Origin of the sequence: Acinetobacter sp. WCHA45 (assembly GCF_002165255.2) — a bacterium.
Lineage (GTDB): Bacteria > Pseudomonadota > Gammaproteobacteria > Pseudomonadales > Moraxellaceae > Acinetobacter.
Window position 1 is genome coordinate 1,264,709 of the sequence record NZ_CP028561.1, and the last position, 14,090, is coordinate 1,278,798.

At 37.9% G+C, this 14,090-nt stretch carries 10 protein-coding genes; 7 read left to right on the forward strand and 3 right to left on the reverse strand.

All coding sequences use genetic code 11. The annotated features are described in order from the left end of the window. Positions 1–365: 365 nt before the first annotated feature. On the forward strand, positions 366–2,945 hold the full coding sequence (gene clpB, locus CDG55_RS07465) for an ATP-dependent chaperone ClpB (protein ID WP_087537352.1): 2,580 nt from the start codon (positions 366–368) through the stop codon (positions 2,943–2,945). Positions 2,946–3,112: 167 nt separating this feature from the next. Continuing rightward, on the forward strand, positions 3,113–3,532 hold the full coding sequence (locus CDG55_RS07470; RefSeq protein ID WP_087537351.1) for a hypothetical protein: 420 nt from the start codon (positions 3,113–3,115) through the stop codon (positions 3,530–3,532). Between the two features lie 16 nt (positions 3,533–3,548). Here CDG55_RS07470 and rlmKL read toward each other — a convergent pair whose 3' ends face one another. Then, on the reverse strand, positions 3,549–5,753 hold the full coding sequence (gene rlmKL, locus CDG55_RS07475) for a bifunctional 23S rRNA (guanine(2069)-N(7))-methyltransferase RlmK/23S rRNA (guanine(2445)-N(2))-methyltransferase RlmL (RefSeq protein ID WP_087537350.1): 2,205 nt from the start codon (positions 5,751–5,753) through the stop codon (positions 3,549–3,551). 336 nt (positions 5,754–6,089) lie between these two features. Here rlmKL and CDG55_RS07480 point away from each other — a divergent pair, with 336 nt between their 5' ends. The 4 genes from CDG55_RS07480 to CDG55_RS07495 all read left to right on the forward strand — a co-directional run bounded on the left by CDG55_RS07480 (position 6,090) and on the right by CDG55_RS07495 (position 9,744). Then, positions 6,090–6,449, forward strand: coding sequence for a hypothetical protein (locus CDG55_RS07480; RefSeq protein WP_005159614.1), 360 nt, complete (start codon positions 6,090–6,092; stop codon positions 6,447–6,449). A gap of 119 nt (positions 6,450–6,568) precedes the next feature. Further along, positions 6,569–7,585, forward strand: a complete 1,017-nt coding sequence (locus CDG55_RS07485; RefSeq protein WP_087537349.1) for an aspartate carbamoyltransferase catalytic subunit — start codon at positions 6,569–6,571, stop codon at positions 7,583–7,585. Positions 7,586–7,597: 12 nt separating this feature from the next. Then, entirely contained in the window at positions 7,598–8,830 is a 1,233-nt protein-coding gene (locus CDG55_RS07490; protein WP_087537348.1) for a dihydroorotase, read from the forward strand. Between the two features lie 131 nt (positions 8,831–8,961). Next, complete coding sequence (locus CDG55_RS07495) at positions 8,962–9,744, forward strand: Rossmann-like and DUF2520 domain-containing protein (RefSeq protein WP_087537347.1); 783 nt, start codon at positions 8,962–8,964, stop codon at positions 9,742–9,744. A gap of 186 nt (positions 9,745–9,930) precedes the next feature. On the opposite strand, the gene CDG55_RS07500 is transcribed toward CDG55_RS07495, so the two are convergent. Both CDG55_RS07500 and trmB read right to left on the reverse strand, forming a co-directional pair. After that, entirely contained in the window at positions 9,931–10,290 is a 360-nt protein-coding gene (locus CDG55_RS07500) for a hypothetical protein (protein ID WP_004662586.1), read from the reverse strand. A gap of 363 nt (positions 10,291–10,653) precedes the next feature. Beyond that, positions 10,654–11,370 carry a tRNA (guanosine(46)-N7)-methyltransferase TrmB gene (gene trmB, locus CDG55_RS07505; RefSeq protein ID WP_004662584.1) on the reverse strand — a complete coding sequence of 239 codons (717 nt, stop codon included), beginning with the start codon at positions 11,368–11,370 and terminating at the stop codon, positions 10,654–10,656. 184 nt (positions 11,371–11,554) lie between these two features. On the opposite strand from trmB, the gene CDG55_RS07510 reads away from it, so the two are divergent. Further along, the gene (locus tag CDG55_RS07510) at positions 11,555–14,017 is read left to right on the forward strand and encodes an ExeM/NucH family extracellular endonuclease (protein ID WP_087537346.1); all 2,463 of its coding nucleotides are present in this window, start codon (positions 11,555–11,557) and stop codon (positions 14,015–14,017) included. Positions 14,018–14,090 lie beyond the last annotated feature (73 nt).

Below are 14,090 nucleotides of genomic sequence, written 5' to 3' on the forward strand. Positions count from 1 at the left end.
AAATTTAGTCCCCTGCATGTCGTGAATTCTGTGGTAATTGAGCGATAGCCATCTGAATAGGGAAAAGGCAAATACTAGCTATTACAATTCTTCTTAAATGCATAACGATCATTTTTAAATGAAGTAAAGACTTAAGGTAAAAGTTTCACCCTAAAATAACAATATGGATATTGTTTAAATCAGAATAGATAGAAAATTATACAAAATATACTTGAAATAGATTGTTTGTATACCCATACTATTACCAAGTTTTATAAAGTTTAATTTAAACAAAATATTGAAAAATATATAAATTTTATTTGAAAATTTAAAAAGTGTTCCCATCTTAGTGGTAAGTTAAAAATTTGTTGTGAGGAATAACAAGAATGCGTTTTGAAAAATTTACGAACCGTCTACAGCAAGCTCTTTCAGATGCACAATCATTGGCAATGGGTAAAGACCATACTTCTATTGCGGGTATTCATATTTTATCGACTTTACTAGAAGAGCCTGCCAATTTAAGTTTGTTGCAGCAATCAGGTGCACGCTTGCCAGAGTTAAAACAAAAGTTAGAACAAGCAATAAGAAATGCACCGACTTTATCAAATCCAACTGGAGATATTAATCTTAATCCTGAAGCGGTAAAGATCTTAAATTTAGCTGATCGTTATGCGCAAAAAGCAGGTGATGAATTCTTATCAACAGATTGGGTGTTATTAAGTTTAGCGGAAACGGGTGAAACCAAAACGATATTAAACAGCGTTGGGGTAACACCAGATAGTTTACGCAAAGTAATTGAAAATATTCGAGGAAATGACAAAGTCATGAGTAATAATCATGAAGATCAACGCGATTCATTGAATAAATATACCATTGATTTAACAGAACGTGCTTTGGCCGGTAAGCTTGATCCAGTTATTGGTCGTGATGATGAAATACGTCGCACGATACAGGTTTTATCACGCCGAACTAAAAATAACCCAGTCTTGATTGGTGAACCTGGCGTGGGTAAAACTGCGATTGTTGAAGGTCTAGCGCAACGAATTATTAATGGTGAAGTTCCTGAAAGTCTAAAAAGTAAACGGGTATTGTCTTTGGATCTAGGTTCGTTGCTGGCAGGTGCTAAATATCGCGGTGAGTTCGAGGAACGTTTGAAAGCCGTTTTGAATGATCTTGCAAAACAAGAAGGTGAAATCATTCTATTTATTGATGAATTACACACGCTTGTAGGTGCAGGAAAAGGCGATGGTGCAATGGATGCAGGTAATATGTTGAAACCTGCTTTAGCACGTGGTGAGTTGCGTTGTGTTGGAGCAACAACTTTAGATGAATATCGTCAATATATTGAAAAAGATGCTGCCCTAGAGCGTCGTTTCCAAAAAGTACTCGTTGATGAACCAAGTGTGGAAGATACCATTGCGATTTTACGTGGTCTAAAAGAAAAATATGCAACGCATCATGGCGTTCAAATTTTAGACTCAGCAATTATTGCAGCTGCAAAAATGTCGCATCGTTATATCACGGACCGTCAATTGCCTGATAAAGCCATTGATTTAATTGATGAAGCTGCTTCACGTATCAAAATGGAGATCGATTCTAAACCCGAAGCTTTAGATAAACTTGATCGCCGTTTAATCCAATTGAAAATGCAATTAGAAGCAGTGAAGAAAGATGCAGATGCTGGCAGTAAAGCTGAAGTGAATCATCTTGAACAGCAAATTGCTGAAAAGCAAAAAGAATATAATGATCTAGAGGAAATTTGGAAAGCCGAGAAAACACTCGTTGAAGGTGATAAGAAAGCTCAACTTGAATTGGATCAAGCCCGTGTTGCTTTAGAAAAAGCAAAACGTGAAGGTGATTTGGCTGAAGCAGCACGCTTACAATATGGCGTGATTCCTGAGTTGCAAAAACGCTTGGAACAAGCGGAAGTCGCTGAGGAAAATGAAGAACCGAAGCTAATTCGTACCAAAGTGACTGAAAATGAAATTGCTGAAGTAGTGAGTGCGGCAACAGGCATTCCTGTGGCGAAAATGCTACAAGGTGAACGTGAAAAACTACTGAATATGGAAGAGTTTTTACATAACCGTGTAGTTGGGCAACATGAAGCTGTGGTTGCAGTTTCCAATGCAGTCCGTCGTTCACGTGCAGGTCTATCTGATCCGAATCGTCCGAGTGGATCATTCTTATTCCTTGGACCGACAGGTGTAGGTAAAACTGAGTTAACTAAAGCATTAGCAAACTTCTTGTTTGATAGTGATGATGCCATGATTCGTATCGATATGTCTGAATTTATGGAAAAGCATTCTGTCAGCCGTTTAGTGGGTGCTCCTCCGGGATATGTGGGTTATGAAGAAGGCGGGGTTTTAACAGAAGCTGTTCGTCGTAAGCCATATAGTGTAGTGTTATTTGACGAAGTGGAAAAAGCTCATCCAGATGTATTCAATATCCTGTTACAGGTATTGGATGATGGTCGCTTAACTGATTCTCAAGGTCGTGTTATCGATTTTAAAAATACGGTCATTGTGATGACATCTAATTTAGGCTCACAAGATGTACGTGAATTAGGTGAAGGTGCAACTGATGAGGAAGTTCGAACAGTGGTCATGAGTGCTGTAACTCAGCATTTCCGTCCAGAGTTCATTAACCGTATTGATGAATTAGTCATTTTCCATTCGTTGAAAAAAGCTCAAATTCGTGGTATCGCGGATATTCAATTGGATCGTTTACGTTCACGTCTGAGCGAACGAGATATGGCTTTAACTGTCGATGATAGTGCATTTGATCTATTGATTGATGCTGGTTTTGATCCAATCTATGGCGCACGACCACTAAAACGTGCAATACAGCAACAAGTTGAAAATAACTTGGCTCAGAAAATTTTATCTGGTGAATTCCAGCCCGGAGATAATATTCTGATTAAAGGTGATAGTGGTCAGCTTGTGTTTGATAAAATGAAACTTAGCTAAATCTAATTTGAATGATTGGCTAAAAAGATGGCGATGAAAATCGCCATCTTTTTTTATATCAGTGCAATTTATCTGATTTCTTAAGGAATATTACCAATGACATTGCGATTTTATGAAAAGCTTGCTAGTTTCGGAATAAATAAGAAAAAAATTCAGGATGAATTAAAATGGAGAATAAGCAACATTATTACACTTATATTGGTGTAATTGTGTTCATAACAGCATTTCCGATCGTAGGTTGGGCTGTACAACCGATGACAGAGGGAACTTTAGCCTTACAAACAGGTATGTTGACCAAGGCGCTGCCTAATATTATTGAGAAAGCACAGCGAGATGCGATGCAGCCAGAAGAGGAGCGTTGGCGTACGCAACGTGTTTTAAGCGATCGTAATTTACGTGAAATAAGAATTAGTATGCTTGCTGAAGGTGCTTTATCACCTTATGAAGAACAAAAGAAAACGTCTGTAATGGATGTGCGGGAAAAGAAGAAAGCAAGTATGAAGCCCCATGATGAGGCTCCAGATAACTTCATGATTTATGAGTTTGATTCTCCTAATTTGAAAAGAACCAAATTCACATTTAAATAATGAGAAAAATCATTCCTTAAATTTGATTATGTTGGATTTTCCAAGCACGATGAATTTTTTGATTACGTTTAAAGTCTAAGCCTATCGTTTCAGAAGTAATTTCTTCGACATGATAGATTGCTGCGATTTCTTCATCTAACTCAAACCCACGATAGTTATTGGAGAAGTACAAAGTACCATCACTGGTTAAACGATTCATTGCACGTTTGAGCAGGGAAACATGATCGCGCTGTACATCAAATGTACCATAAAACTTTTTTGAGTTAGAGAAAGTTGGAGGATCAATGAAGATGAGATCATATTGTTCATGACCTTCTTTTAACCATTCAAAGCAATCACTCGAAAAGAACATATGTTGTTCATCAGCATGATCTACCGTTAAACCATTCAATACAAAATTTTCTTTTGACCAATTCAAATAAGTATTTGATAGGTCGACACTCGTGGTACTTGCTGCACCGCCAAGTGCTGCATGTAAGCTAGCAGTTGAGGTATAGCTATAAAGATTAAGAAAGTGTTTGCCACGTGCTTCTTTGGCAATTCTTAGACGAATTTGACGATGATCTAAGAATAAACCAGTATCTAAATAGTCTGTTAAATTGACGAGAATTTTAGCTTTGCCTTCCTGTACAATAAAACGTTTAGACGCAGTGCTTTGTTTCTCATATTGATTGGTTCCCGTTTGCTTTGCACGGGTTTTGATAAAAATTGCGTCACGATTTAAGCCAGTCACTGCACGAATGGCAGCTAAACCCAAATTAAAACGTTTTTTTGCTTTTTCAGGATCAATTGTTTTTGGTGGTGCGTATTCCTGAATATGCAAACGATCTCCATATAAATCGACGGCAATGTTAAAATCAGGTAGATCGGCATCATACAAACGTAAGCAAAAAATATTTTCTTTCACAGCCCATTTTTTTAAGGCTTGCATATTTTTTTGCAAACGATTGGTAAAGTCTTCCGCACCTTCGATTTTTTCAAATTGCTGAGGTTGCCACGTCGCTAAGAATGGTTGAACTACGGCTGCAGGTTTTACTGTGCCGAAACGGATATAAATTGGAAGTTTACCATTCATCAAACGTAAAGTTTGAGGTTCGGTGATGGCTAGTACATCTGCTTGTTCAATTTGTGCTGCAATCACGGCAACAGGCTGATTTGGAAAATTCTTCTGTAATAATCCTGATAAACCTAAATAGAATGATCGACTAGAGGCCTTATCACCTAAACGTTCCCCATAAGGAGGGTTGGTGACAACAAAGGCTTTTTTACCTTCAGCATGGAAATCATCCCAATCTGCTAAAGTCCGTTCTTCAATTTGAATTTGGTCGAGTATTTTTTCAAAACCTGCTGCAATGATGTTTTGGCGAGTGGCTTTAACCGCTTCCCAATCCGCATCGTAGGCATAAAACTTGGGTAGAGGTTGCTCTAAAGCCTTTGCATGACGTTCTGCTGCTTCTGCTTTCAGTGATAACCACAATTCACGATCATGTCCATGCCAACCATTGAAGCCAAAGCGACGTACTAAGCCTGGTGCACGATCAGTTAAAATCATTAATGATTCAATAATGAATGTTCCTGAACCACACATTGGGTCAAGAATTAGATCAGGTTGTAGTTGTTGTAATTGTGCTTTTTGTAAGATTGCTGCTGCAAGGTTTTCTTTGATCGGTGCATCCGTCATAAAGTGACGATATCCACGTTTATGTAAAGAATCACCTGATAAATCTAGGCAGTAAGTATGCTCAGTTTTGCCAGCCAATACATAAAGTGTAATTTCGGGTTGTTTAATATCAATACTTGGGCGTTTGCCAACAGCCTCCATAAATGAATCAACAACACCATCTTTAACTCGTAGTGTAGCGAATTGTGTATTGACTTTAATTTCGCGTTCTACATGTAGACGAACAGCAAAGGTACTTTGTGGTGCAAAAACAAGAGACCAATCAAAGCTAATCGCACCCTCGTAGAGTTCTTCTGCAACATCACGCGCGTCATGTGTGAATTCAAGTTCATGGGTATGTATTGGTAACAACACACGAGAGGCTAAACGAGACCACATACAAACGCGATAGGCATTCTCAAGTGTGCCTTTAAATATTAAACGCCCAGCAAAACGTTGGATATTTTGAATGCCTAAATTCTCAAGTTCTTGTTGTAATAAGGTTTCAAGCCCGTCAGCACAGGTCACCCAATAGTCTGTTAGACGTGGTTTAGCGTTCATTCAAATTTCCAAAACATTTTTAGCAATCGACTATTTTAACTGATTTTGGAAGAGAAATACGGTTTTTCTTTTGATGTTTAGCCTTATTATGTTCCATAGATTAATTCTAATTTGTGGTCTAAGGCATATTGTGAAACTCTTTGGATTAGTAATACGGTATTACTTATTTAGATTGAATCACGTCTTTGCTTTAAATTTTCAGCATATGTTTTTTACTTATCAGATAAGTTCACCATGTCATAAAATAATTTTTATTTGTTTTGAATGGTTGGTACATATTTTGCTTTCTAAAGCTGGATTATCAAGAAATACTTCTCCCAACGATGTGAGGACTTTATGAAAGCAAATACGAACCATGAACTTGTACTAAATGCCGAAGCTTTTTCTGTTGCAACTCAAATGTATGTGCGTTTAAGACGAGTCTGTAGTCGTGTGATTGATGTGATGTATTTGGTGCATGACCAAGCTTATGCTAGATATATTATGCAAATTGCACTGGAAACGCGCGATGCCGAATTAGCGCATTATGTTGAGCGTTTAAGTCATTTGCTTGATTTATATCCTGAGTCTGAATCAACATTATTTGTAGCAGAACCAAAGCAAACAAATGATGAAGAACTTTACTTTGCCGAAGTCACTGAAGAGGAAATCTATCGGGCACAAGTATCGCATCACTATATTGGTGCTCTCCGCTAGCCGAATCTGTTGCAACTCTCTCATTTAATGCAACATAATGGTGAAAAGTTGTTCTGCGAAAGTAGAGAAATTGGGCTACACTATGCAAGTTTTGGTGATTCGACCTATAGGAATCTTTTATGCATATTGCAGCCCTGCATCAACCAAGTCAGGTTCAATTGAATCAACAAGGAAATTTAAAGCACTTCTTAACCATTGAGGGTCTTTCTAAAGAAAGCCTAACCAAGATTTTAGATACCGCACAAAGTTTTTTAGACGATAATAATAATTTGATTAACCGTCCGTTATTAGAAGGGCTGACGGTGATGAATCTTTTTTTTGAAAACTCTACTCGAACTCGCACTACATTTGAGGCAGCTGCAAAACGTTTGTCTGCAAATGTTCTGAATATTGATATTGCACGTTCAAGTACCTCTAAAGGTGAAACCTTACGTGATACGCTTTGGAATTTGGAAGCGATGGCTGCGGATATTTTCGTAGTTCGTCATTCATCTTCTGGGGCAGCACATTTTATTGCTAAAGATGTTTGTCCTAAAGTGGCAATTATCAATGCAGGTGATGGTCGTCATGCGCACCCAACGCAAGCGATGTTAGATATGCTGACCATTCGCCGTGAAACCAAGAAGCCATTTGAAGACTTAACTGTTGCGATTATTGGTGATATTAAACATTCGCGTGTAGCACGTTCCAATGTGGCTGCTTTACAAACACTAGGTTGCAACGATATTCGCGTGATTGCACCAAATACGCTGTTACCAGTTGGTTTTAATGAATATGGCGAAAATGTACGCCTGTTTAATAAAATGGATGCAGGCGTGACAGACTGTGATGTGATTATTGCCCTGCGTATCCAGAACGAGCGGATTGATTCACCTGCATTATCTTCACAATCTGAATTTTACAAAATGTATGGACTTAATAAAGAACGCTTGTCGCTCGCTAAACCTGATTGCATCGTTATGCATCCTGGTCCAATGAACCGTGGTGTTGAAATTGATTCAAGTATTGCGGATGGAGATCAATCGGTTATTTTGAAACAAGTAACCAACGGTATTGCAGTACGAATGGCGGTACTGGCACTTGCGATGCAAGGGCAGTTACAAGAACAAGGTTTAATTGAAGCGATTGCACTTTAAAGGATAGATCACATGAGTATTGTAAAAATTGAAAATGTCCGTGTGCTCGATCCAATTCAAAAAACTGATCAAGTTCAAACGGTTTATATTAAGAATGGTAAATTCGTTGATAGCGCAGATCAAATTGATGAAACGATTAACGGTCAAGGTAAATGGTTAATGCCAACCATGGTTGACTTGTGCGCACGCTTACGTGAGCCAGGGCAACAACAACATGGGACATTAAAGTCAGAAGGTAAAGCTGCGCGTGCAAATGGTATTTTACATGTCATTACTCCACCAGACTCAAAACCTATCGTACAAGATAATGGCGCACTTATTCATGGTCTGATTGAAAAGGCACAATTAGATGGTGGTATTTATCTACATATTATTGGTGCACAAACTCAAGGTTTGAATGGGAAGCAGCCGGCTAATATGGCAGGTTTAAAGAAAGGTGGTTGTACTGCTGTTTCTAATGCCAATGCAGCATTTGAAAATGATGATGTTGTGATTCGTACTCTTGAGTATGCTGCTGGTTTGGATTTGACCGTTGTCTTCTATGCCGAAGAGCCACAGCTTGCAAAAGATGGTTGCGCGCACGAAGGTTTTATCGCTTCTCGTCAAGGCTTACCAATGATTCCAGCGATCGCGGAAACAGTTGCAATTGCTAAATACCTTTTGATGATTGAAGCAACAGGCGTGAAAGCACATTTTGGTTTATTGTCTTGTGGTGCGTCAGTTGATTTGATTCGCGCAGCTAAAGCCAAAGGTTTGCCAGTCACTGCGGATGTTGCGATGCACCAACTACATTTGACTGAACAACTCACTGATGGTTTTAACTCACTTGCGCATGTTCGCCCACCATTACGTTCTGAACAAGACAAGGCGTTATTGCGTCAGGGTGTGAAAGAGGGTGTGATAGATGCAATTTGTACTCATCATGAACCATTAAGCAGTTCAGCAAAAATGGCGCCTTTTGCAGAAACACAACCAGGAATAACGGCTTTTGATACTTATGTAGCTTTGGGTGTACAACTGATTCAAGAAAGTCTGTTTGAACCATTAGAGTGGGTTGAAAAAGTGACTTCAATTCCAGCGCAGGTTGCAAATATGACTGAACGTTGGCAGCAAGAAGCAGGTTGGGTGTTGGTTGATCCAGAACTAGAGTGGGTAGTATCAAAAGAGACAATTTTATCTCAAGGTAAAAATACACCTTTGCTAGGCCAGACCTTGAAGGGTAAAGCGGTACAGACATTCATCTAAACTTTGTTTCTGAGCAGAATAGGTTTTGTGACTTATTCTGCTTAACTTTTTAGTGATTTAATTCATTATTAGAAATTTTCCGTAAATAATTTAATAATGGATAGCTTTGCTTGTATATAGGTCGAATAAAAATGAGAATTACATTTATTGGTGCAGGGCGCGTTGCTTGTCATTTAGCAAAAGTATTACATCCTGATCACCAGATTGTACAAGTTTTTAGTCGTGATTTAGAAAAAGCAAATCGTTTAGCATCTTTAGTGGAAGCTACTGGGATTAATCATTTTGATCAATTAAATCCCAATACTGATCTCGTTATTATTGCTATATCTGACCAATCCATAGCTGATGTTATTCAGAAAATTAATCATTATTTACAGCAAGCATTAATTGTTCATACCTCAGGAAGTACCAGTTTAGAGGTGCTTTCAACAGTACATGAGAGATCTGGCGTATTTTATCCCTTACAAACTTTTAGTCATGAGCGTGCGATTGATTGGGCAGAAACACCTATGTTTGTCGAGGCAGTTCGGCACAATGACTTGGAGTTGCTCGCTTCATTAGCACATAGTCTGACTCCGAAGGTTTATCAATATAGTTCTCAACAACGTCAGACATTACACATGGCTGCTGTTTTTGCATGTAATTTTAGCAATTACTGTTATGATCTTTCTAAACAAATTGTTGATGAGCAACAGGTTGATTTTTCTTTACTTTATCCATTGATTTTAGAAACTGCTCAAAAAGCAACAATCACTAATCCTAAAGAAATGCAAACAGGTCCTGCAATGCGTGGTGATGAAAATATTCTAAAAATGCATCAACAGTTATTACAAAAGAATTCAGGAAGCGATCTTGTGGATGTTTATAAACTTTTAAGTGAAGGTATTATGAAACGACATTTACACGGAAAATAATGATAGGGAAACCATTTCATTTTATTTGTGATGGACAAAATTTTAATGATTTTTAATATCAAGAGATGTTAGAACATCATGTATTTGTATTCTAGAAAATCGAGCGATTATCTGTAAATACATTGAGCTGATATCATTTGTTAAATATCAGCTTAAAAAAAGAATGTAAATGTGCCTTAAGCTTAATCAATTTTTCTGTTTAAAACGATGTTTACATTTGAGACAAAGATAGTCTTGGAAAATATTTTTGTCGATCGCCACACCTGCTTTTTTCCCAAAAATATTACCCACGATTCCTCCAGTAATTCCGACACTAATTGCACCTACAAATGTTCCAATAGTCCCCCCCACAATGACACCTAATGGACCTGCTACAGTACCAATCGTGGCACCAACTGATGCACCTGTTGCAGCTCCACCCACTGTTCCAGCCGTAGTTCCCGCCGCCGTCATTAGAACTCCGCCTGTTGTTTTTAGTAATTTGTTATGATCACGTACTTCGATTTCTGTAGAACCACATTTGGGGCATTGCAGTATTTTTTCCATAAAACCAACCTATCTTCATCATTGAGTTAAATCATTACAGTGAATAGCACTCATTATTTATGAAACGATAACTTCTTAAAGGGATGTAAAAATTATCTGTTTCTTATTTTAGCTAAATATGAGTAAAAAATATTTATAGATCATGTAAATAGAACAACTTAGGTTTGATCAGGTTTGATTCTATAAAGTCAGTTCGATAATAACGGTTTGAGAGATATAGTTTTTATCGTCTATGGACACCAGAGAGCATTCAGTTTTTGTTCTTTTAAGATTTAAAAAATGAATATGAGTAAGCCAATAAGAGATAAATAGCATTAAATAAATAATATTTAATGCTATTGGTATTTGAAATTTTAAGAGTCACTACTTAATTTTTTTAAAAATAAAGTCATTGATCTTGTGACCAGATTCAAGTCCACGACGCTCAAATTTGGTTACTGGACGCCATTCAGGGCGAGGGTAGCTATTACCTTTACCTGCTAAATTTTCCATGTCTGGACGATTATCTAAAATATCAAGCATCCATTCTGCGTATGGCTCCCAATCAGTAGCAGCATGGAAGGTACCTCCAAGCTCTAACTTCTGTTCAACCAGTTGCATACGTTCATGAATCACAAAGCGTCGTTTAAAGTGGCGCTTCTTCTGCCATGGATCTGGGAAGTACAGTTGCACACAGTTAATGCTGTTGTCAGGCATTTCACGTAATACTTGAATCGCATCTGCATCAAGTACAAATAAATTCTTCAAGCCAGCCATACCAGCTTCATACACGCATTGTGCAATTCCTGGTACATGTACTTCGATTCCGACAAAATTACGTTCTGGATTGGCTTTTGCCATGAGTACCAAAGAACGCCCCATACCAAAGCCAATTTCAACAGTTAAAGGTCGTTCAGGATGTTCAAAGTGTTGACGTAAATCACCAACGGGGTATTCCAAAATTAAATCACGATAATCTTCTAAAGCAGTCCGTTGTGATGTATTAAGCGGAGCTGAACGACGCATAAACGTCACAATTTCACGGTGCTCAGGCAAATTGTCGAGTTCCGTAATTTGCGTTTCTAACTGATCGTTTGACATGATTCTGGAGATATAAATATAGAAATGCCGTATTTTAAGTGTTCATCAGGTCAAGTCAAATCTTTAAATGATTTTATTTGATCATTTGTTTTTCCAAACGATCAAAAACTTGTAAAAAAATCTTCATGTTTTTGTCACAGAGATTGAATAGCCTAATGTCGATTTAAACATTAAGTAAAAATTTATGAAAAACTTTAAATTCCATTCGATTGCAATTTGTTTAGGCTTATTGGGGGCTTCTTCGGTATTTTCTATGGCACATGCCCAGTTGATGTTTAGCCAATATATTGATGGTAGTAATAATAAAAAAGGATTAGAAATTTATAATCCAGATCAAACAGCCGTTAATTTAGCTGATTATGAGATTCAACAGTTTAATAATGGTGGTACATCTAAGCCATTTGTCTATCCTTTAGTCGGAAACCTTGCGAGTAAGGGGCGCTTTTTAGTTGGACATACTGCCTTACAAACTGAGTTAGGGGATAAGGTCAATCAAGTCGCTGCACTTTCGTTTAATGGCGATGATGCCATTTTATTGGTTTATAAAGGCAAAGTGGTAGATCGTTTTGGAAGATTGGGTGAGCAACCAGCTTCTGGTGGCTGGGGCACAACAACAATTAGTAAAGCGAATAGTTTTACTCGCTTGCAAACGGTAAATCCTGTAGCTGAGGTTGATCCTAAAACCATATTTGATCTTGATAATTCTTGGCGTGCATGGAAGGATCGGAATGATTTTTCAAATCTAACAGGCTCAACAACACCTCCTATTACTGAAATAGTCAGTTGCTCAAGTACGGACACCGCGATTGCAGATTTAAATAATAAAGCAACTCAAGGGCAAAACTATACGCTCCGTGGTGTGATCACTGCTGATTATCGTTATGAAAATGGTTTCTCTGGTTTTTATATTCAAACTATTGATAGCAAAGCTAAACCAAACGTGAGTAATGCGATTTTTGTTTATATTCCAGCGAGTAGCTCTGTTAAAGGCGGGCAAGTTGGGGATGAAGTGATCTTACGAGGACGTTTGACTGCGTATCAAAACCAATTACAGATTGATCAGTTACAGCAAGATATTTTGACCTGTAATGGCAATATGGCAAATCAGGTACAGCCAAAAAGTGTTGATTTACCGTTTCATAGTTTGACTGAATTAACTGCAAATTCACCGCAACTTTATCAAGGGATGTTGGTAAAACTACCGCAAACTTTAACCATCAGTGAAAATTATAACTATGGTCGCTTTGGTGAGCTGTCACTGAGTAAGGAGCGATTATTTATTCCAACAAACTTATATCCACCTTTATCTGCTGAGGCAAAAGCATTAGCACAGAAAAACTTATTATCGAAGATTATTTTAGATGATGGTTATAACAATCAAAACAGAACGCCTTGGTTGCCGCAGAGCTTCAGTGCAACAAATAGTTTGCGCTCTGGTGATCAACTTAAGAACATTGAAGGGATTTTAGAATACCGTTTTAATGGTTGGCGCATTCAGCCTATTCAGGAACGTAGTCTCCCAGAATTGGTCACTAAAACACCATCAAGACCAAATGTCGCCACTAAAGATACGCGGTTGATACGTGCAGCAGCATTTAATGTCTTAAATTATGACAATGGCAAAACAGGATTTCCAACTGAGCGTGGAGCATCTAGTCAATCTGAATTTGATAAACAGCATCTGAAAATTATTAAAGCTTTAAAAGCAATTGATGCCGATGTATACGGTTTGATGGAAATTGCAAACAATGGCTATGATAAAAATAGTGCAATTGCATATTTAACCCAAGCTTTAGGCGCTGATTGGAAATATGTAGTTCCTGAAAATCAGGATCGTTTAGGAACAGATGTGATTGCTGTTGCCATTATTTATAACAGCAAACGTGTAAAACCTGTGAACAAGCCAGTTGTACTTGATTTAGGTGATAAGAATAGATCGACGATTGCGCAAACTTTCCAACCGATTTCTGGAAAGCAAATGTTCACGATTATTCCTAATCACTTGAAATCTAAAGGATGTACAGGTGTCGATACCAATACAACAGATGCTGATCAAAAAGATGGGCAGGGTTGTTGGAACCCAACGCGTGTGAAAGCTGTTGAACAACTCGTTCAATGGATGGCAAAAAATCCAACTCAGGTTGAAAAGCCAAACATCTTGGTTTTGGGGGATATGAATAGTTATGCTAAAGAAGATCCGATTCAGGTGTTTGAAAAGGCAAATTACAAAGTTCTATTAAATGACAAAGTTGTAGGGCAAGGTGAGCAGGCTTATAGCTATGTGTTTGGTGTATCAAGTAATGCGGAAGGCTATGGCGGCGCAGGCAATTTAGATCACGCAATCGCAGATGCAAATTTATATAGTAAAGTAAAAAAAGCATTTACTTGGCATATCAATGCAGATGAACCAACAGTCTTAGATTACAACGAAGAATATAAAACCGATGCACAAAAAGCATTATTTTTCTCAGAAGATGCTTATCGCTCTTCAGATCATGATCCTGTAATTGTTGATCTTGATATGAGTGATGCCGAGAATAAACCTTCACCGTCAAATACTTCATCGGGGAGTTTTGGATGGTTATCGATCTTAGGTCTTTTGGGTCTTGCAAGTTTTTCCAAGCGCTCGAGAAAAGATAAAGTGTGATCTATGCAAAAAGAGGAGGATAGAAGTAATCTATTCTCCTCAAAAAAATGATCTATTTGAGCAGGATATATAC